Raw genomic sequence first — 18349 nt, 5'->3', positions numbered from 1 at the left:
ACCCCCGCCCCCGCCCCCGTCCCCGTCCCCGTCCCGAGCAGCTGAGGAGCCGACATGGACCACACCACACCCCGCCGCCCCTGGGCGGCGCTGCTCACGGCCGGGGGCGCGGGCGCCGCCGCGCTCGTGCTGGCGACGGCGGGCCCGGCCGCGGCCGACACCTCCACGGCCACCGCCAACGCGGTCACCGTCGGCGCCCTCGGCGTCTCGACGGTCCACTCCGGGACGGTCAGCGCGTCGAACCCCGGGTCGGGGGACCCGGTGACGAGCGCGCAGGCGCCGGCGCTGTCGGTGCTCGGCGGGCAGGGCGGCATCACCGCCGGCGCCCTCGTGCAGACCGCCGTCGCCGGGGCCGACGGGACCTCCGCGGCCTGCGCCGGCCTGGTCGGGTCCGGTGGCCGCATCAGCGTCGGTACCGACGGGGTCTGCACCACCAGCGGCGGGTCCGGCGGGGTCCAGGTCGTCCTGGTGCCGGGGACCCCCGAGGTGAGGGCGTTCGGGAAGGTCGTGACCCCCGCGGTGGAGGGCACGATCCTCAGGGCCGACGCCGTCCTCGTCTCCTGCAGGGCGTCGTCCGCCCCCACGACCGGCAGCACGGTGACCCTCGCCAACGCCCGGGTCACCACCGCGGGCAGCACCGTCCTGTCCCTCGCGGCGACGCCCGCGCCGGGCACGGAGGTCAGCGTCCCCGGCGTCGCGACCCTGGCCCTGCACTCCGTGCCGCCCGCACCGGCCGGGAGCACCCAGGCCACCGCCCTGACGATCAAGCTCCTGAACGGTGCCGTCGCCGCCGTGAACGTCGGCACCGTCACCTGCGGCGCCAACGCGAGGACCGTCCCCGCGGACGCCCTGCCCGGACCCGCCCTGCCGCTGGCCGCGGCCGCGCTCGCCGCCGTCGGCCTGCGCTTCCGCCGTCCCGTCCTGGACGCCCTGACCCCGAGGAGCACCCGCCGTGGCTGACGAGAGCACCGACCTGTCCGGGAAGGTCGCCGTCGTGTTCGGCACCCGACCGGAGATCATCAAGCAGGCCCCCGTCCTGCACGCCCTCGGCGCCGACGGCGCGGGGGTCTTCACCGGCCAGCACTACGACCCCGAGCTGACCGACGCGGTGTTCCGGTCCTGCGGCCTGGAGCCGCTGGCGCCCGCCGTCGACGGCGTCGGCGGCGGCACCCGCGCCCAGCAGGTCGCCACGATGGTCGACCGGCTGGCCGACCGCTTCACCCGGCAGCGCCCGCGCGCGGTCGTGGTGCAGGGCGACACCAACACCGCCAACGCCGGGGCCCAGGCCGGTCACTACCTGGGGATCCCCGTCGTCCACGTCGAGGCCGGCCTGCGCAGCCACGACCGGGCGATGCCGGAGGAGACGAACCGGCTGCTGATCTCCGCGCTGGCCGACGTGCACTGCGCCGCGACCCCGGAGAACGCGCGCAACCTCCTCGACGGGGCGGTCCCGGCGGGGTCGGTGTTCGTCACCGGCAACCCCGTCGTGGAGGCCGTCACGGCCCTGTGCCCGTCGGAGGAGGAGACCGCCGGGCTGCTGGCCGGGCTCGGCGTGGCCCCCGGCGGCGTGGTCGCCACGGTGCACCGCCCGGAGAACACCGACGACCCGCACCGGCTGCGCACGCTGGTGGCCGGCCTGGGCGAGCTGGGCGCGCCGGTCGCGCTGCCGCTGCACCCGCGCACCCGCAAGGCGCTCGGGGCGTGGGGCGTGACGGTGCCCGCGGCCGTGCGCGTGCTGCCCCCGGTGGACTACCGCACGTTCCTGGCCCTGACCCGTTCGGCGTCCCTGCTGGTGTCCGACTCCGGCGGGCTGCAGGAGGAGGTCACCGTGCTGAAGAAGCCGCTGGTGGTCGTGCGCACCAGCACCGAGCGCCCGGAGTCGGTGGCGGCCGGGTTCTCGGTGCTCAGCGAGCCGGAGGACCTCGTCGGGCACGCCCGGCGGATGACGTCCCCGCAGGCCCTGGCCCGGTTGGCGGACACCCCCAGCCCCTACGGCGACGGCCTGGCCTCGCAGCGGATCGCGGCCCTGGCCCGCGACGGAGCACCTGCGCCGCAGCAGGTCTGACCGTCCCGCGCCCGCCACCGCCGGCGGGCGCGGGCCACCGGCCTCACCCGGTCGGCCCATCGACCCCGGCCTGCGGGCAGCCGACTTCTAGATGGTGCCGAACCCCCAGCGCGAGCAGACAGTCGACCTCGGCGACGGCGGCCTCGGCCGCCGCGTCGTGGCCGTGGAGTACCTGGTCACCAGCCTGATCATGGCCTCCGTGGCCCTGGTGCCGGGCTGGGAGGGCGTGCACGGCACGTGCATCCTGTTCATCGCCGCCCTGGGGTTCCTCAGCGGAGCCGGGCTGCTGCTGAGCCGCACCTGGCCGCTGCCCGGACCCCGCACCGCCATCGTCTCCGCCGCCGTGTCGACCTCGGTGGGCGTCTACTGCGCCGACGGCTCCCCCGCCGTGGGCGTCCTCGTCGCGCTGTACTCCGCGACCGCCGCGCACATCCCCTTCCTGCGCACCCCGCGCGCCGTCGCGGCCGCGACGGCCCTGCCGTTCGTGCTGCTGCCCGCCGCGCTCGTCGCCTCCGGCCACCCCGGTCAGGTGGCCGGGTGGCTGGTGGTGCTGCCCGCCGTCACCGTCCTGCCCGTCGTCGGGGTGCGCTCGCTGCTGCGCCTGGCCGCCCGCCGGGCCCGGCACGACGTCAGCTCCGAGCTGCTCAACCGCACCGGGCTGCTGGAGAGCTCCGCCCGCCGCCTGAGCGGGGCCGGTGAGCTGGGCGACGGAATGGGCGAGGAGCTGACGGTGAGCGTCGTCCACTTCGACGACCTGCGCGACCTGCGGCTGGCCCTGGGCCCGGCCGCCGCCGAGGAGGTCCTCACCGAGTGCGCGCGCCGCGCCGGCGACCTGCCCGGCGCCCTCGTCGCCCGCCTCGACCTGGACTCCCTGGCCGTCGTGCGCCCCGTGGAGCTGGACGGCTCCGGCGACGCCGTCCGCACGGGCCTGGACGAGGGCCGGGTGCTGCACCAGGTGCTGCGCGAGCACGTCGTCCTGCGCGGCGACGGCCCCGGTCTGGGCCTGCGGGTGCGTCCCGACGTCTCGATCGGCGTGGCCTGCGCACCCCAGCACGGCCGGGAGGTCGACGAGCTGCTCGCGCTGGCCGACGTGGCGGCCGTGCGCGCCGCCGACGAGCAGCAGCGCCTGGCCGTGGCCGAGGGCGAGGCCGCCGTCGACGTCGACGCGCTGCGCCTGCACACCGAGCTGCCCGCCGCGGTCGCCGACGGCCAGCTGCGGGTGCACTACCAGCGCCTCGTCGCCGCCGGGAGCGGCCGCACCGTCGGGGTGGAGGCGCTGGTGCGCTGGCAGCACCCCGAGCGCGGGCTGCTGGACCCGGGCGCGTTCATCCCGCTCGCCGAGCGCAGCCACGCGATCGTGGGCCTGACGCACTGGGTCCTGGGCACCGCCGCGGCCCAGTGCGCCGCCTGGCGCGCCGACGGTCGCGACGTCACGGTCTCCGTCAACGTCTCCCCCGTGGTGCTGGCCGACCCCTCGCTGGTCAACGCCGTGCGCCGGGCCATCGCCGACAACGGCCTGGACCGCGGCGCCCTGACCCTGGAGGTCACCGAGACGGCGCTGCTGGGCGACCCCGAGGGGGTGGGTGCCGTGCTGGCCGCCCTGCGGGCGGCCGGGGCGCGCGTCTCCCTGGACGACTTCGGGACCGGCTACACGTCGCTGACGATGCTGCGCCAGCTGCAGGTCGACGAGCTGAAGATCGACCGCTCGTTCGTGGTCGCCGCGGCGCAGGCCCCGGTCGACGCGGCGATCGTGCGGACCCTCGCCGACCTGGCCCACCGGCTGTCGATGGAGGTCGTCGCCGAGGGCGTCGAGGACGCGGCCACGGCGGCGCTGGTGGGCGGGCTCGGGGTGGACGTGCTGCAGGGCTTCCACTTCGCCCGTCCCGTGCCCGCGGCGCAGGTCTTCGTCCCCGCCGACCCGGTTCCCGCGTCGCGGCCTCGCGGGGACTTGACGGGAGCCGCCCCCCGAACACACTGAGTAGGTGGCCGACTACGGTACGGAGGTCCGCCGTACCGGGTTCCGCCACCGGTCCCCGCGGCGCCGGCGGCGCCCCCGCTCCCTGACGCGGTGGGTGACCCACGCCTGCGGCGCCACCCTGCTCGTCCTGGCCGGCACCGGCGCCGGGTCGCTGCTGGCCGCGCGCGACCTCGACGGCGCCCGCCGCCACCTCGTGCAGTCCGCCGAGTGCCGCCGCGCCCTCGGGGAGACCCGGGCCTCCTACGTCGACCAGGAGACCGGCCTGCGCGGCTACCTCGTCACCGCCGACGAGCGGTTCCTGGAGCCCTACGCCCGGGCCGAGCGCGACCTGCCCGGCCGGGAACGGGCGAGCGCGGCGTGCCTGCGCGCCCTCGGCGTACCCGCGGGCCGGTGGGACGACGTCCTGGCCGCCCACGGCGCGTGGACGGCGTACGCGCAGCGGCAGCAGGACCGGGTCCGCGCCGGGGACGTCGAGCGGGCCCGGGCCCTGTACGTGACCCTCGACGGCAAGCGGCGGTTCGACGCCCTGCGCACCGCGCTGGACGTCGTGGACGACCGGCTCGCCGCGCAGGAGGCGCACGACGCCGCGCACGCCGAGCGCACCCAGCGGCGCCTGCTGGTCACCCTGACCGCGGGCCTGCTCGCGGTGGCGACGGCCCTGGGTCTGGGGTGCCTGCTGCTGTGGCGCACCGTGACCGTCCCGCTGGCGCTGCTCGCCCGGGCCAGCCGGGCCGTCGCCGACGGGGACCTGGCCGCGGCGCTGCCCAGCGCCGGGGCCGGCGAGGTGCGCGACCTCGCCCAGGACGTCACCGCCATGCGCGACCGGCTGAGCGCCGACCTGGGCCGCACCCGGCGGGCCCTGGACGCCGTCGCCCAGGCCGAACCGGCCCTCGCCGCGCTCCAGCGGGCCCTGGCGCCCGCCGTCCCCGACCTGCCCGACCTGCACCTGCACGCGCGCGTCGAGCCGGCCGAGGGGCTGCTGGCCGGGGACTGGTGCGACGTCGTGGAGGTCGGCCCCGCGGCCGTGGCGCTCGTCGTCGGGGACGTCGCCGGGCACGGGCCGGTCAGCGCCGTCCTGGCGCTGCGCCTCAAGCACTCCCTGGCCACCGCGGCCCGGCTGGGCAGCACCCCCGCGGCGGCGCTGCGGGCCGCCGCCGACCAGCTGCACGACGTCGAGCCCGAGCTGTTCGCGACCGTCTTCCTGGCCGTGGTGGACCGGGCGGCGCAGGCCCTGACCTACGCCAGCGCCGGGCACCCGCCCGCCCTGGTGCAGCACCGGGCCGGGCCCTGGCGGGAGCTGGCGGCCACCGGCCCCCTGCTGTCCCCGGTGCTCCGGGGGGCCCGGTGGGCGCAGGAGAGCCTGCCGTTCGAGGCCGGCGACCGCCTGTTCGCCTGCACCGACGGGGTGCTGGAAGCCCGCGACGGGCAGGGCGTGGAGTTCGGGGTCGACGGCGTCGTCGGCGCCCTGGGCGCCCTGACGGCGACCACCGCGGTCCCCACGCCCGAGCGCATCGCCGACGGCGTCGCGGCCGCCGCGCTGCGGCACTCGCAGTTCCGCGCCCGGCAGGACGACCGGACCGTCGTGGTGGTCCAGCGCCTGCCCCCGGCGGCGCGGGCCTAGCCCAGGCGGTCCTTGAGGTCGGCCACCTGCGGGGAGCGCGCCGGGTCCACCCCGGACGCCAGCGCCAGGTACGCCGCGGCGAAGTCGGCGCGGGCGATCGCCTGCGCCAGCCGCTGCGCCGGGGACCCCTCGTCGGCGACGAGCTCGCTGACGCGGACCCCCGCGTCGGTCGCGGTCGTCACGACCGCCTCGGTCAGCCGCCGGTCCACGTCGGCCACCGCGGCCGGGTGGTCGCGCACCACCAGCAGCCGCAGCCGCGGCCCGGTGGGCCCGTCGAGGAACGGGTCGGCGAACACGTCGTCCGCGCCCGCCGCCGCGAACGGCCCCCCGAAGGTCGCGACGACCTCGCTGGCGTCGTCCGGCAGGGCCCCGCTGACGGCCGGCACCCGCGCGGTCCGCGCGAGCATCCCCGCCGCCCGGCGCGCCGCGGCCGCCATCAGGTCCCCGTCGGCCAGGACGACGGGCACCGCGCCCGCCACCTCCAGCGCCAGCACCTTCGCGGGGTTCACGAACGTCTCCGACCAGGGGCGGCACGCCTCGGCCTCGGCGTCCAGCCGGTCGGCGACGGCGGCCAGGTCCGCCGCGGGCGCCGACAGCAGCCCCATCGCGTCGCAGGCCAGCAGGACCGGCGTCGCCAGCGACCACAGCGCCACCCGCGAGGAGCGGGGGTCGCCGCCGTCGGCGCGGACCCCGCGCGCGGGCCGGACGTGCACGTTGCCGCCGCGGGACCCGACGTCGGCCAGCGGGGAACCGTCCCCGGCGACCGCGACGACCCGCGCCCCGCGCCGCGCCGCCTCGACGGCCAGGGCCACCGGGCCGGGCGCGCGGCCGGACAGCGAGACCGCCACGACGAGGTCGAGCGGGCCGACCCAGCTCGGCAGCGGCCCGCCGTGCCGGACCACGACGGGCACCGGGCAGGCGCGGCCGGCGAGGGCCTGCACGACGTCGGCGACCACGGAGCTGCCCGCGAGCGCGGCGATGACGACGGCGCGCGGGCGCTCCTCGTCGGCCAGCCGGGCCACGCGCGCCTCCGCGCTGAGGTCCAGGGCCTCGCGGACCTGCGCCCCGGCGCTGGCCAGCGCGCGCAGGACACCGCCCTCGTCGACGGCGGTGAGGCCGTCGCCGTCGGCGAGCAGGCTCTCGTCGAGGGCGGTCACGGCGCCTCCCCCTCCCCGGGGGCGATCGCGGCGTCGACGAGCAGGACCGGGACGCCGTCGAGGACGGGGTAGCGGACCCCGTCGGGCGTCGCGAGGAACTCCCGCCCCCCGACCGTCACCGGCGTCAGCGGGGCGCCGGTGGCCGGGCAGCGCAGCAGGTCCAGCACCCAGGCGTCCAGCGCCATCAGTCGGTCCCCCGCACCAGGGCGAGCACCCGGTCGCGCAGGGCGGCCATCGTGGCCTCGTCGGCGCCCTCGGCGTTCAGCCGCAGCAGCGGCTCGGTGTTGGAGGCCCGCAGGTTGAACCACCACATCGGCTGGTTCGCCGACGCCGGGTGGAAGACGGTGACCCCGTCGAGGCGGTCGACCTCGATCGTCTCCCCCTCGGCCGCGGCGGTCTCGCTGATCGCGGCCACGACCCGCTCGGTGGTGGCCGCCGCGTCCTCGACGGTGGAGTTGATCTCGCCGCTGGCGGCGTACTTCTCGTACTCGGCGGCCAGCTCCGACAGCGGCCGGTCCTGCTCGGCGAGCGCGGCCAGGACGTGCATCGCGGCCAGCATCCCGGTGTCGGCGGACCAGAACTCGCGGAAGTAGTAGTGCGCGGAGTGCTCGCCGCCGAACACCGCGCCCACCTCGGCCATCCGCTCCTTGATGAAGGAGTGCCCCACGCGGGTCCGCACGGGCGTGCCGCCGTCGGCCTCGACGAGCTCGGGCACCGCGCGGGAGGTGATGAGGTTGTGGATCACGACGGGCTCGCGGCCGGCGCGGATCTCCTTGGCGATCTCGCGGCGGGCGACCATCGCGGTGACGGCGCTGGGGCTGACCGGGTCGCCCTTCTCGTCGACGACGAAGCAGCGGTCGGCGTCGCCGTCGAAGGCCAGGCCGATGTCCGCGCCGTGCGCGGGGACGGCCGCCTGCAGGTCGACGAGGTTGGCCGGGTCGAGGGGGTTCGCCTCGTGGTTGGGGAAGGTGCCGTCGAGCTCGAAGTACATCGGCACGACCTCCAGCGGCAGCGCGGGCAGCCCGGCGTCGTCGCCGAGGACCGCGGGGGCGGTGAACCCGCCCATGCCGTTGCCGGCGTCGATGACGACCTTGAGCCGGCGCCCGCCGGACAGGTCCACGAGGGTGCGCAGGTGCTGGGCGTAGGCCTTCAGCAGGTCCTGCTCGTCGACGGTGCCGACGGTCCCGCCGCCGGCGGGGACGGTCCCGGCGTCCAGCCAGCCCTGGGCGAGCTCGCGGATCGCGGACAGGCCGCTGTCCTGGCCGACCGGCCTGGCCCCGGCCCGGCACATCTTGATCCCGTTGTACTGCGCGGGGTTGTGGCTCGCGGTGAACATCGCGCCGGGCACGTCGAGGAACCCGCTGGCGAAGTAGAGGCCGTCGGTGGAGCACAGGCCGATGACCGTGACGTCGACGCCGCGGGAGGCGACGCCGTCGGCGAACGCGGCGGACAGCTCCGGGGACGAGGGGCGCATGTCGTACCCGACGACGGCGCGGGCGGTGGCGCCGGCGGGCGTCTCGGGCAGGACGACGACCTCGGCGAAGGCGGCGCCGATGGCCCGCACGACGTCGGCGTCGAGCTGGTCGGGGACGGTGCCCCGGACGTCGTAGGCCTTGATGACGGACGACAGGTTCACGGTCGGGGCGCTCACGCTGGGGAGCCTACAAGCGACGGCCCGTGCGCAAGGGGGTCGCGGCCGCCGCGACTAGTGCTTGCGGGTGCGTTCGAGGATGCCGTCGACGGTCAGCGGGCCGGTGGCCGACAGCCAGCTGCGCTCCTCGCAGACGTGGCAGGAGACGAACTGCACGGGGGTGCCGTCGGTCAGGTTCATCGACAGCTGCGTGACGCGCTCGCTGCCGCAGTGCGAGCACGCCGCGGTCTCGCGGTGCGCGGCCTGGGTCAGCGACCCCAGCGGCGGGGCGGTCCGGGCGGCGCGGGAACGGCGGGGAGCGCGGGGCGCGTTGGCTGCGGGCACGAGGCTCCATCGGCAGCGCGGCCGCCCGGCTGAGCGGCCGCCGGGGTCACTTCTCCTCGCCGATGACCCTCAGGTGCCCGCGGCGGACGGCCGGGGCGTCGGGGTCGATGCGCCGCTCGGTGCCGCGGGGGCGGTCGCTGACGGCGTCGACGAGGGCGTCGAGGTCGTCGTGGTGGCGGGCCGCCTCCAGCAGCTCGGGGGCGAGGCGGACGACCTCCCAGCCGCGCGGGGCGGTCAGCCGGTCGGCGTGGTCGGCGCACAGGTCGTAGGTGTGCGGCTCGGCGTACGTCGCCAGCGGGCCCAGGACGGCGGTGGAGTCGGAGTACACGTAGGTGAGGGTCGCCACGGCCGTCTTCCCGCACGCGGTCCGCGAGCAGCGCCGGGCGCTGGGGGCGGCGGAGCGGCCGGCTCCCGGGCGGGAGGCGTTCGTTCCTGGGCTGCGGGTGCTCACCCGCGGCACGCTACCGCCGTCGGCGGGCTGTTGGCTGGACGAGGTGCGATGTGTCGCCCCGATCCCGCGGGTAGTCTCGCCCGGTGGTCCTCCGACGCCGGCCCCAGACCCGTTCGCTCAGGCGCCGCGACCGGCACGGCCGCGGCCTGCGCGGGCCGCTGCTGCCGGCGTCGCTGCCGGCCGCGCGCACGCGCGCGGAACGGTTCGACGACCTGGTCCTGGACGCGGTGGAGCTGCTGGAGCGGCGCTGGGCCGAGCAGCTGGCGGGCGTGGAGTTCGCCGTCGAGGACGTCCCGCCGTCGGACCCGGCCCCCTGGGAGGACGACGTCGTGCCGCTGGGGCGGCTGTTCCCCGCGCAGGGGCAGCGCCCGGCGCGGGTCGTGCTGTACCGCCGGCCGCTGGAGACCCGCGCCGACGGCGACGAGCTGGACGACCTGGTGGCCGACGTGGTGGTCGAGCAGGTGGCGCACCTGCTGGACCTGCCCCCCGAGGAGGTCGACCCCCGCTACGGCGACTGACGCCGCAGCGGGGGCCGCACCCCCTCGGGTGGCCTCAGGCGGCGTTGCGGGCCCGCGACAGGATCAGCTGCAGCAGGGTCAGCACGACCTGCTTCACGTCCTCGCGCGAGCGCGCGTCGACGGCCACCACGGGGACGACGGGGTCGACGTTGGCGGCGGCGCGGACCTGCTCCAGCGTGAGCTGGCTGCGGCCGGCGAAGGAGTTGACGGCCAGCACGAACGGCAGGCCGATCTTCTCGAAGTAGTCCAGCGCCACGAAGCAGTCGTCGATCCGGCTGGGGTCCACCAGCACGATCCCGCCGAGCGCACCGTCGGCGAGGTCGTTCCACATGAACCCGAACCGGTCCTGCCCGGGGGTGCCGAACATGTACAGGATGATGCTGTCGTCGATCGTGACGCGCCCGAAGTCCATCGCGACGGTCGTCGTGGTCTTCTCGCTGGCCTCGCCGGCGTAGTCGACGCCGACGGAGGCCGAGGTCATGGCGGCCTCGGTGCTCAGCGGCTCGATCTCGGACAGCGCCCCCACGGTCGTCGTCTTGCCGACGCCGAAGCCGCCGGAGACGAGGATCTTCACCGGGATCGGGGGACGTTTCACGGGGGCCGCGGGGGCGGCCGCCTCAGAGTGCAGCGACACCGTTGATCAACCTCTCGATGAACGAGACGTCGAGCGCGAGGGACTTCGCGGTGGACGTCGTGATGAGCAGTTCCCGGGCGACGAGGTCGCCGACCAGGACCTGGGCGACCCCGAGGGGGATGCCGACCAGCGCGGCGACCTCGGCGACGGAGCGGGCCTGCGCGCAGCAGGCCAGGACCTCCCCGAGCTCAAAGGGCAGCGACCCGGCGGCGGAGACCCGCGCGCCGAGGGCGGTGGCGACGGCGGTGGTCTCCATGGCGATCCCCGCCGCCCCGCCCCCGGTGCGACCACCGGTGAGCAGGTAGGCGCGGACCTCCGCGTCGTCCCCGTCGGGGACGGCGGGGACGGGGGCGGGGGCGGCGGCGACCGCCGCGCCCGCCCCGAGGAACGGGCGGTCGAACTCGTCGAAATCGTCGAACTCGACCTCGTCGAACTCCTCGCGCGGGCTCACAGCTGCAGCGACGTCTTCAGCTCGGTGATGAGCTCGGGGGTCAGCAGCGCCCCCACGCGCTCGACGAGCATCGTCGTCTCGTAGCCGACCAGGCCGAGGTCGCAGTCGGCGGCGGTGACGACGCCGAGGCAGGCGCGCCCGGCGATGGAGGACACCAGCAGGTACCCCTGCCCGAACTCGGTGATGACCTGGCTCAGGGGGCCCTTGTGCAGCAGCCGCGAGGCGGACACGGCCAGGGTGGTCAGGCCCGAGACGGTCGCGGCGAGCTTGTCCGCGTCGGCGCGCTCGAGGTCGGCGCGCATGGTCATCAGGAGCCCGTCGGAGGAGACCCCGATGGCCTGCTCCACCCCGGGGGTCTGGGCGACGAAGCGCTCGAGCAGGAAGTTGACGTCCTGCGCGTTCTGGCTGACGGTGCTGACGCTCACGGTCACTCGCTCTCGGGGGTGGAGGGGCTGGTGCTGTCGCGGCGGGCGCGCGCCACGCCGTTCTGGAGGCCGGACAGGCCGCGGCGGACCTGCTCGGCGCTGCGGGACGTGGACGCGGTGTCCGCGGACCCGTCGCCGGTGTCGGGCAGCTGCGCGCCGCGGACCCGGGTGGGGACGGCGGGCAGGTCCGCGGGGACCGCGGCGACCTGCGGGCCGGTGCCGGCCTCGGCGGTGCGGCCCAGGTCGCGACCCAGGTCGGCGAGCTGGGCGCCGCGGACGCGGGGGGCGCCGGCGGGACGGGCGGCCGGCACCTGCGGGGCCAGCGGGGCCACGGCCTGGACCGGGACCACGGGGGCCGCGGGGGCCACCGGCTCGGCGACCGGGGCCACCGGGGCGACCGGGGCGACCGGCGCCGCGGGGGCCGGCTCGGCGACCGCCTCCGCGGGGGCCGGGGCGCCGACGAGGGCGAGCTCGGGAGCGGACTGCACCGGCACGACCGGGGCGGCGACCGGCGCCGCCGCGGGGGCGGCCGCCGGGCGGGCGCCGAGGACGACCATCGAGGCGGGCAGCACGACGGAGGCGACGACCCCGACGGGGGCGGCGGCCGAGCCACCGCGGCTCAGCGCGACCGACAGGGACCAGCGCGACGCGAGCAGACCCACGACGTGGTGCCCGAGCAGGCGGGAGTCGGGGCGGGAGTCGGCCGCACCGGCGATGCGGCCGTTGGCCAGCGCGATCTCGGCCTCGTCCATGCCGACGCCGAAGTCGGTGACGGTCAGGGCGTAGCCGCCGTCGACGGTCGGCGCGCCGGTGACGACGACGCGGGTGGTGCTGGGCGAGAACGCGGTCGCGTTCTCCAGCAGCTCGGCCAGCAGGTGGGTGACGTCGGCCGCGGCGCTGCCGTGCAGGGTGGCGTCGACGAGCTCGGTCAGGTCGACGCGCGGGTAGTCCTCGATCTCGGCGAGGGCGGCGCGCACGACACCGGCGACGGGCACCGGGCGGGACTTGGTGCGGGTCTGCTCCGCGCCGGCCAGGACGAGCATCGACTCGGCGTTGCGGCGCACGCGGGTGGACAGGTGGTCCAGGCGGAACAGCTTCTCCAGGACCTGCGGGTCGCGCTCGGAGCGCTCCAGCTCGGCGAGGAAGGCCAGGGTGCGGGTGAGCAGGTTCTGGTTGCGGCGGCCGAGGTTGACGAGCATCTCGGCGGCGGCGATCTCGTTGCGGCGCTGCTCGACGGCGAGGTCGAGGGCGCTGTCCTGGACGTGGTTGAACGCGACCGCGAGGGCGGCGAGCTCGTCCTTCGTCTGGACCTCGAAGGCCGGCAGCGTCGGCGGGGTGGCGTCGGCGGCCATGTCGCGGATCTCGCCGATGGCCGCGGGCAGGCGCTCGGCGGCGACCTCCTCGGCGCGGGCGGTCAGGGCCCGCAGCGGCAGCAGCACGGTGCGGACGAGGGCCACGACCATGAGGGCCACGAGCACGACGGCCAGGACCGAGAAGACGACGATGAACAGCTGCGCGGTCTCGGCGACGCGGGTCGCGCGGGCCTGGGCGGCCTCGCTGCGGGTGGTGACCGACTCCTCCAGGCCGTCCATCAGGGTCAGGATCTGCTGGTAGACGGGGAACCCGCCCTCGTCCAGGTGGACCTGGGCGTCGGCGGCGCGGCCGTCGCGGAAGGCGATGACGGCGCGGTTGTCGAAGTCGATGAACTGGTCCCACAGGCCGATGAGCTCTTCGTTGACGGCCTTCTCCCGCTCGGTCATCAGCGCGGTGGGCGCGCTCTTGAGGGAGGCGACGAGCGCGGCGCGGGTGCTGGTGTACCCGACGCGGTTGACGTTGTCGTCGGCCAGGGCCGCCTCGACGCCGATGCGGTAGGTGTCCAGCGCGTAGCCGGTCTGCCAGCCGATGATGTCGGCGTCGAAGTACTTCTGCTCGTCGACGTAGTGGACGAGCTCGGTGGCGTCCTGGGACTGCTGCAGGGCCGAGGCCTGCGCGCGGTTCCCGATGAACGCGACGGCGCCCATGACGAGCGTGAGCGCCAGGATCACCCCGAAGGCGATGGCGAAGCGTGCGCCCACTCGGACGCGACGCAACAGGAAGGTCATGCGGACTCCTCTTCCGACGTGCGCACCCGGTGCGAGTCGCACGGGGCAGTCAGCGGTGACGTGCTGCCGGAGGTGTCCGGCGTCGGTAGAGGTGTCGTCGGGTCGTGCGGTGGCCGTGAGCGGCCGAAAGCGTGGTCCTCGGTACCGGAAAGAGCCCGAGGGGGTCCGGAGGGGTCGCGGGAGGGCTCAGCGGTCCCAGAGCAGCGCGGCGAGCTCGGAGGCGACGGCCCGCGGGGCGGGCTCGCCGGTCGTCATGGTCACGACCGACAGCGTCACGTGGCCGTTCTCGTCGGCCTGCACGCGCACGCCGTGCCCGACCGCGCCGAGCACGAGGTTGAAGCCGGGCCGGCCCGCGGCGACCTGCGCGACGGCGGCCACCGACGCCCGCAGGCACCCGCGCGGGTCGACGTCCTCCAGCGGCACCGACGCGGCGGTGAACGTCGTGGTCAGCTCGGTCAGGACGTCGCGCTCGTGCTGGGCGTGACCCTCGAGCCGAGAGGCGACGGCCTGCCGGCGCTCCCAGATCGACTGGCTCATCGGTACCCCTCCCCGGGTTCGGCGGGGTGACCGGTCGTCCCCCCGTCCTGACTCTCGGCACGCGGGGGGCGTTCCTTCAGCCGGTTCGGCCGATCGGGTGGCCTCAGCCGATGGCGCGCTTGAGGCGGCGGCGCTCGCGCTCGGACAGCCCGCCCCAGATGCCGAACCGCTCGTCGTTGCCGAGGGCGTACTCCAGGCACTCCTGGCGGACCTCGCAGGACTGGCAGACGCGCTTGGCCTCGCGGGTGGAGCCGCCCTTCTCGGGGAAGAACGCCTCGGGGTCGGTCTGCGCGCACAGCGCGAGCTCCTGCCAGCCCGGGTCCTCGGGGGTGAGGCCGGACAGCCCGGTCGGGACCTCGGCCGGCCCACCGGTCAGGTCGACGAGCGCGAGCTCGGGCCGGTCCCCGGGCGAGGGGGTGCCGGCGGGGTCGTCGAGCTGGTCGAGCTGGTCGAGCTGGTCGAGCTGGTCGAACTGGTCGAACTGGACGATCCGGACGATCTGGTCGACGTCGTCACGCATGGTGGCCCCCACAGCCTCGATCCCGTCACTCCTCGTATCGTGCCAGTCACCGTGCGACCACCACTGGTGGAATTACACGCGTGTCGTCCCCCAGAGTCAAGCCCAGCGTGGTATTCGCGCTGCTCACGCGGTGACTCCGACCACATCCGTCACACGGACCTCACGGCCGCCACCCCCGCACCCGGGGGGACACCCCCGGAGACAGGGGATGATGAGGCGCGTGAACGACGTGAGCAGACCCCTGCAGATCACCGCCCTCGCCGGCGGTGTGGGCGGCGCACGGTTCCTGCGCGGCCTGCTGGCGCACCTGGCCGCCTCCCCCGACCCCGCCCGGCGCGAGGCCGCCGTCACCGTCGTGGTCAACACCGCCGACGACGTGACGATGCACGGCCTGCGCATCTGCCCCGACCTCGACTCGGTCATGTACACCCTCGGCGGCGGGATCGACGAGACCCGCGGCTGGGGCCGGGAGCGGGAGACCTCCGGGGTCGCCGACGAGCTGGCCGCCTACGGCGCCGAGCCGTCCTGGTTCACCCTCGGCGACAAGGACATCGCCACCCACCTCGTGCGCACCCGCATGCTCGCCGAGGGCGCCACCCTCTCGGAGGTCACCGCCCACCTGTGCGAGCGCTGGCGGCCCGGGGCGCGGCTGCTGCCCATGACCGACGACGTCGTGGAGACCCACGTCGACCTCGCCGGGGACGACGGCGCCGTCCGCCGCGTGCACTTCCAGGAGTGGTGGGTCCGGCTGCACGCCGCGGTCCCCGCCCTGGCCATCGAGCCCGTCGGGGCCGCCGCGGCCCGCCCCGCGCCCGGGGTGCTGGAGGCCGTCCGCGACGCCGACGTCGTCGTCCTGCCCCCCAGCAACCCCGTCGTGTCCATCGGCACGATCCTGCGGGTGCCGGGCCTGCGCGAGGCCCTGGTCTCCACCGCCGCCCCCGTCGTGGGAGTCTCCCCCGTCATCGGCGGCGCCCCCGTGCGCGGCATGGCCGACGCCTGCCTGGCCGCCCTCGGCGTCCCCACCACCGCCGCGGCCGTCGCCGGGCTCTACGCCGACTTCCTCGACGGCTGGCTCGTCGCGGCCGAGGACGAACCGCCCGTCCGGGCCGGGCTGACCGTCCGCGGGCGGCCGCTGCTCATGAGCTCCCCGCAGGCCACCGCCGACCTCGCCGGGGCCGCGCTGGACCTGGCCCTGGACCTCACCGGTGAGGACCGCGCCGCGTGAACGCCGCCCACAACGCCCCGCCCCTGCAGATCGTCGGCCTCGGCGGGGTCGGGGAGGTCCGCGCCGGCGACGACGTCGCCGGCGCCGTCGTCGACGCCCTGCACGCCCAGCGCGCCACCCTCAACGACGGCGACGTCATCGCCGTCTCCAGCAAGGTCGTCTCCAAGGCCGCTGGGCTCACCGCGCCCGCCGCCGACCGCGAGGAGGTCGTGCTGCGGCAGTCCCGCCGGCTCGTCGCCGCCCGCCGCACCCCCACCGGCGCCACCACCCGCATCGTCGAGGCGGCCGCCGGGCCCGTCATGGCCGCCGCGGGCGTCGACGCCTCCAACGTCGAGGGCGACGTCGTCCTCACGCTGCCCGCCGACCCCGACGCCGCCGCCCGCGACCTGCGCGAGCGGCTGCACGAGCTCACCGGCGCCGTGGTCGGGGTCGTGCTGACCGACACCGCGGGCCGCGCCTGGCGGACGGGCCAGACCGACTTCGCCCTCGGCGTCGCCGGCCTCGACGCGCTCGACGACCTGCGCGGCACCGTCGACGCCCAGGGCCGCGACCTGTCCGTCACCGCCCGCGCCGTCGCCGACGAGATCGCCGCCGCCGCCGACCTGGTCAAGGGCAAGACCAACGGCGTGCCCGCCGCCCTGTTCCGCGGCCTCACCGACCTCGTGCTGCCCCGCGACCAGGACGGCCCCGGGGCGCGCTCGCTGGTCCGCGACGCCGCCGGCGACTGGTTCCGCCTCGGGCACGTCGAGGCCGTGCGCGCCGCCCTCGGCGCCGGCGGGGTCGAACCGCCGCCGCTGCTGCCGGGCACCCTGACCGACCGGCTGGGACGGGCCGCCGAGGTCGCCCTCGCCGCGGGCCCCGTGCTCGACGGGCGGGTCAGCGCCCGGGGCCCGGAGCTGCACCTGGGGGCCGGGGACGACTTCTCCCTCGGGGTGCTGACGCAGCGGGTCCTGGCGGCGCTGTGGACCGAGGACCTCGTGGGCCTGGCGCAGCGGGGCCCCGACGGCGTCGTGGTGCGGGTCGTCGAACGGCCCCGCTGATGTGGGTCGACCTGTCCCGCCCCGTGCACGAGGGGATGGCGGTCTTCCCCGGCGACCCGGGGTTCAGCGCGCAGGAACTGCCCGGGGACGGGTTCCGCGTCACGCGGCTGACGCTGGGCAGCCACACCGGCACCCACGTCGACGCCCCCGCCCACGTCGACCCGGCCGGGCCCACCCTCGACGAGCTGCCCCTGCACCTGTTCGCCGGGCCCGCCGTCGTCCTCGACGTGCGGGCGGCGCGCGCGGTCGGGCCCGACCTGCTGGGCGGGGACCTCGCACCCGTCGTGCTGCTGCGCACCGGGTCCGGCGACGCGCACCTCACCGTCGAGGGCGCCCGGGCGCTGCGCGCGGCCGGGGTCCGCACCGTCGGCATCGACACCGCGAGCGTCGACGCCCCCGGCACCCTCGCCGCGCACCGGGTCCTGCTGGGCCCGCGCGAGGACCCCGGGGTCGTCGTGGAGAACCTCACCGGGCTGGGCGCGCTGCCGCCCCGGGTGGAGTTCTTCGCGTTCGGGTGGGCGCTGACCGGCGGCGACGGGTCGCCGGTGCGGGCGGTCGCGCGGGTCTGACCCCGTCCCGCTCACGGCGGTCGCGGGCGCCGCCCGCGATCAGGCGGCGGGCCCCCGCAGCCGGGCGCGCAGCTCGTCGTCCGACGGCTCGACCAGGTGCGACCCGTCGGGCCAGACGATGGTGGGGATGCGCCGGGCGCCGCCCTGCAGCCGGCGCACCAGCTCGGTGGCCGCCGGGTCGGTCTCGACGTCCACGTAGCGGTGGGCCGTGCCCTCCGCCTCCAGCAGCGCCCGGCTGCGCCGCACGTCCGGGCACCAGTCCGCGCCGTACACCACCAGCTCGGCCCCGGTCCCCGCACCGTCCGCCGCGGGTCCAGCATCGACGGGTTCCACGACAGCTCCTCGGGTCGGCTCGGCCGGTGGACGTCCACGCCACCGCCGGCCCCAGTCTCCTCCACGCCCCCGGCGGAGCGCGGGCACCGCCGCCGGGTCGCGCGCGGCCGGCCGGCCGGTAGCGTCCGGGCGCGTGCACTCCTACCGCCCCCGCGACGGCCACCGCCTCGCGCACGACCCGCTGAACTCCATCGTGGCCCCGCGCCCCATCGGCTGGGTCTCGACCGTGGCGGCCGACGGGACGCGGAACCTGGCGCCGTACAGCTTCTTCAACCTGTTCAACTACCGCCCGCCCGTCGTCGGGTTCTCCAGCACCGGCCGCAAGGACAGCGTGCGCAACGCCGAGGCGACCGGGGAGTTCGTCTGGAACCTCGCGACCCGCTCCCTGGCCGCGCCGATGAACGAGACGTCGGCGCCGGTGGGACCGGAGGTCGACGAGTTCGCCCTCGCCGGTCTGACGCCGGAACCCTCGACCCTCGTGCGGCCGCCGCGCGTGGCCCAGAGCCCCGTCGCCTTCGAGTGCCGGGTGACGGGCGTCCAGGAGCTCACCGACGTCAAGGGGCGGGGCGTCGGCGCGTGGCTCGTGCTCGGTGAGGTCGTCCAGGTCCACCTCGAGGAGTCCCTCGTCGTGGACGGCGTCTTCGACACCCTCGCCGCCGACCCGCTCCTGCGCGGGGGCGGGCCCGCCGACTACTTCACGATCAGCGAGGAGCAGCGGCTGCGGATGGCGCGGCCGGAGGCGCGGTAG

The 18349-nt window shown here is 76.7% G+C and carries 21 protein-coding genes; 9 read left to right on the top strand and 12 right to left on the bottom strand.

Annotation, left to right across the window (positions count from 1 at the left end; all coding sequences use genetic code 11):
• Positions 1-54 precede the first annotated feature (54 nt).
• From ACRYM6_RS09090 to ACRYM6_RS09075, 4 genes are all read left to right on the top strand, one after another.
• Positions 55-960, top strand: coding sequence for a hypothetical protein (locus tag ACRYM6_RS09090; RefSeq protein ID WP_432542531.1), 906 nt, complete (start codon positions 55-57; stop codon positions 958-960).
• Positions 953-2065 carry a non-hydrolyzing UDP-N-acetylglucosamine 2-epimerase gene (gene wecB, locus ACRYM6_RS09085; RefSeq protein ID WP_432542530.1) on the top strand — a complete coding sequence of 371 codons (1113 nt, stop codon included), beginning with the start codon at positions 953-955 and terminating at the stop codon, positions 2063-2065. Before ACRYM6_RS09090 ends, wecB begins: the two co-directional genes overlap by 8 nt.
• 91 nt (positions 2066-2156) lie before the next feature.
• A complete protein-coding gene (locus ACRYM6_RS09080) occupies positions 2157-4043 on the top strand; it encodes an EAL domain-containing protein (RefSeq protein WP_432542529.1) in 1887 nt (628 codons plus the stop codon).
• Between the two features lie 4 nt (positions 4044-4047).
• Positions 4048-5664 carry a PP2C family protein-serine/threonine phosphatase gene (locus ACRYM6_RS09075; protein ID WP_432542528.1) on the top strand — a complete coding sequence of 539 codons (1617 nt, stop codon included), beginning with the start codon at positions 4048-4050 and terminating at the stop codon, positions 5662-5664.
• Here the strand turns inward: ACRYM6_RS09075 and ACRYM6_RS09070 are convergent.
• The 5 genes from ACRYM6_RS09070 to ACRYM6_RS09050 are packed head-to-tail and all read right to left on the bottom strand — an operon-like array spanning position 5661 to position 9247.
• Positions 5661-6821 (bottom strand): SIS domain-containing protein, encoded by a 1161-nt coding sequence (locus ACRYM6_RS09070; RefSeq protein WP_432542527.1) that lies wholly within the window; start codon positions 6819-6821, stop codon positions 5661-5663. The two genes, ACRYM6_RS09075 and ACRYM6_RS09070, sit on opposite strands and share 4 nt — an antisense overlap.
• The gene (locus ACRYM6_RS09065; protein WP_432542526.1) at positions 6818-7006 is read right to left on the bottom strand and encodes a Trm112 family protein; all 189 of its coding nucleotides are present in this window, start codon (positions 7004-7006) and stop codon (positions 6818-6820) included. The genes ACRYM6_RS09070 and ACRYM6_RS09065 overlap by 4 nt, the downstream gene beginning before the upstream one ends.
• A complete protein-coding gene (locus tag ACRYM6_RS09060) occupies positions 7006-8472 on the bottom strand; it encodes a phosphomannomutase/phosphoglucomutase (protein WP_432542525.1) in 1467 nt (488 codons plus the stop codon). Before ACRYM6_RS09060 ends, ACRYM6_RS09065 begins: the two co-directional genes overlap by 1 nt.
• Before the next feature lie 54 nt (positions 8473-8526).
• Positions 8527-8796 (bottom strand): hypothetical protein, encoded by a 270-nt coding sequence (locus ACRYM6_RS09055; protein ID WP_432542524.1) that lies wholly within the window; start codon positions 8794-8796, stop codon positions 8527-8529.
• 46 nt (positions 8797-8842) lie between these two features.
• Entirely contained in the window at positions 8843-9247 is a 405-nt protein-coding gene (locus ACRYM6_RS09050) for a DUF3499 domain-containing protein (RefSeq protein ID WP_432542523.1), read from the bottom strand.
• Positions 9248-9330: 83 nt separating this feature from the next.
• Here ACRYM6_RS09050 and ACRYM6_RS09045 point away from each other — a divergent pair, with 83 nt between their 5' ends.
• On the top strand, positions 9331-9765 hold the full coding sequence (locus ACRYM6_RS09045; RefSeq protein ID WP_432542522.1) for a metallopeptidase family protein: 435 nt from the start codon (positions 9331-9333) through the stop codon (positions 9763-9765).
• A 34-nt stretch (positions 9766-9799) separates the two neighbouring features.
• Here ACRYM6_RS09045 and ACRYM6_RS09040 read toward each other — a convergent pair whose 3' ends face one another.
• The 6 genes from ACRYM6_RS09040 to ACRYM6_RS09015 all read right to left on the bottom strand — a co-directional run bounded on the left by ACRYM6_RS09040 (position 9800) and on the right by ACRYM6_RS09015 (position 14257).
• Positions 9800-10399, bottom strand: a complete 600-nt coding sequence (locus ACRYM6_RS09040; RefSeq protein ID WP_432542521.1) for a GTP-binding protein — start codon at positions 10397-10399, stop codon at positions 9800-9802.
• A complete protein-coding gene (locus ACRYM6_RS09035) occupies positions 10383-10850 on the bottom strand; it encodes a DUF742 domain-containing protein (protein WP_432542520.1) in 468 nt (155 codons plus the stop codon). Before ACRYM6_RS09035 ends, ACRYM6_RS09040 begins: the two co-directional genes overlap by 17 nt.
• Entirely contained in the window at positions 10847-11275 is a 429-nt protein-coding gene (locus ACRYM6_RS09030; RefSeq protein ID WP_432542519.1) for a roadblock/LC7 domain-containing protein, read from the bottom strand. The genes ACRYM6_RS09035 and ACRYM6_RS09030 overlap by 4 nt, the downstream gene beginning before the upstream one ends.
• 2 nt (positions 11276-11277) lie before the next feature.
• Positions 11278-13377 carry a HAMP domain-containing protein gene (locus ACRYM6_RS09025; protein ID WP_432542518.1) on the bottom strand — a complete coding sequence of 700 codons (2100 nt, stop codon included), beginning with the start codon at positions 13375-13377 and terminating at the stop codon, positions 11278-11280.
• A gap of 186 nt (positions 13378-13563) precedes the next feature.
• A complete protein-coding gene (locus tag ACRYM6_RS09020; RefSeq protein WP_432542517.1) occupies positions 13564-13914 on the bottom strand; it encodes a hypothetical protein in 351 nt (116 codons plus the stop codon).
• A gap of 103 nt (positions 13915-14017) precedes the next feature.
• Positions 14018-14257, bottom strand: a complete 240-nt coding sequence (locus ACRYM6_RS09015) for a WhiB family transcriptional regulator (RefSeq protein ID WP_432542541.1) — start codon at positions 14255-14257, stop codon at positions 14018-14020.
• 418 nt (positions 14258-14675) lie between these two features.
• Here ACRYM6_RS09015 and cofD point away from each other — a divergent pair, with 418 nt between their 5' ends.
• From cofD to ACRYM6_RS09000, 3 genes are read left to right on the top strand one after another with little or no spacing between them, the layout of a single operon-like run.
• Positions 14676-15659, top strand: a complete 984-nt coding sequence (cofD, locus tag ACRYM6_RS09010) for a 2-phospho-L-lactate transferase (protein ID WP_432542540.1) — start codon at positions 14676-14678, stop codon at positions 15657-15659.
• Positions 15656-16699, top strand: coding sequence for a coenzyme F420-0:L-glutamate ligase (gene cofE, locus ACRYM6_RS09005; RefSeq protein WP_432542516.1), 1044 nt, complete (start codon positions 15656-15658; stop codon positions 16697-16699). Before cofD ends, cofE begins: the two co-directional genes overlap by 4 nt.
• Positions 16699-17268 carry a cyclase family protein gene (locus tag ACRYM6_RS09000; protein ID WP_432542515.1) on the top strand — a complete coding sequence of 190 codons (570 nt, stop codon included), beginning with the start codon at positions 16699-16701 and terminating at the stop codon, positions 17266-17268. Before cofE ends, ACRYM6_RS09000 begins: the two co-directional genes overlap by 1 nt.
• A 39-nt stretch (positions 17269-17307) precedes the next feature.
• On the opposite strand, the gene ACRYM6_RS08995 is transcribed toward ACRYM6_RS09000, so the two are convergent.
• Complete coding sequence (locus tag ACRYM6_RS08995) at positions 17308-17601, bottom strand: glutaredoxin family protein (RefSeq protein WP_432542514.1); 294 nt, start codon at positions 17599-17601, stop codon at positions 17308-17310.
• A gap of 133 nt (positions 17602-17734) precedes the next feature.
• Between ACRYM6_RS08995 and ACRYM6_RS08990 the strand changes: the two genes are divergently transcribed.
• The gene (locus tag ACRYM6_RS08990) at positions 17735-18349 is read left to right on the top strand and encodes a flavin reductase family protein (protein WP_432542513.1); all 615 of its coding nucleotides are present in this window, start codon (positions 17735-17737) and stop codon (positions 18347-18349) included.

It is taken from the genome of Kineococcus rugosus (assembly GCF_050871975.1).
Classification (GTDB): domain Bacteria; phylum Actinomycetota; class Actinomycetes; order Actinomycetales; family Kineococcaceae; genus Kineococcus.
The sequence above is the reverse complement of the archived record's forward strand: the minus strand, read 5'-3'. Positions and strand labels throughout refer to the sequence as shown.

Excerpts from the sequence above, each read along its gene's own strand:
- ACRYM6_RS09065 (WP_432542526.1), bottom strand. The coding sequence starts at position 7,006 with ATGGCGCTGGACGCCTGGGTGCTGGACCTGCTGCGCTGCCCGGCCACC.
- ACRYM6_RS09000 (WP_432542515.1), top strand. The coding sequence starts at position 16,699 with ATGTGGGTCGACCTGTCCCGCCCCGTGCACGAGGGGATGGCGGTCTTC.
- ACRYM6_RS09080 (WP_432542529.1), top strand. The coding sequence starts at position 2,157 with ATGGTGCCGAACCCCCAGCGCGAGCAGACAGTCGACCTCGGCGACGGC.
- ACRYM6_RS09025 (WP_432542518.1), bottom strand. The coding sequence starts at position 13,377 with ATGACCTTCCTGTTGCGTCGCGTCCGAGTGGGCGCACGCTTCGCCATC.
- ACRYM6_RS09090 (WP_432542531.1), top strand. The coding sequence starts at position 55 with ATGGACCACACCACACCCCGCCGCCCCTGGGCGGCGCTGCTCACGGCC.
- ACRYM6_RS09020 (WP_432542517.1), bottom strand. The coding sequence starts at position 13,914 with ATGAGCCAGTCGATCTGGGAGCGCCGGCAGGCCGTCGCCTCTCGGCTC.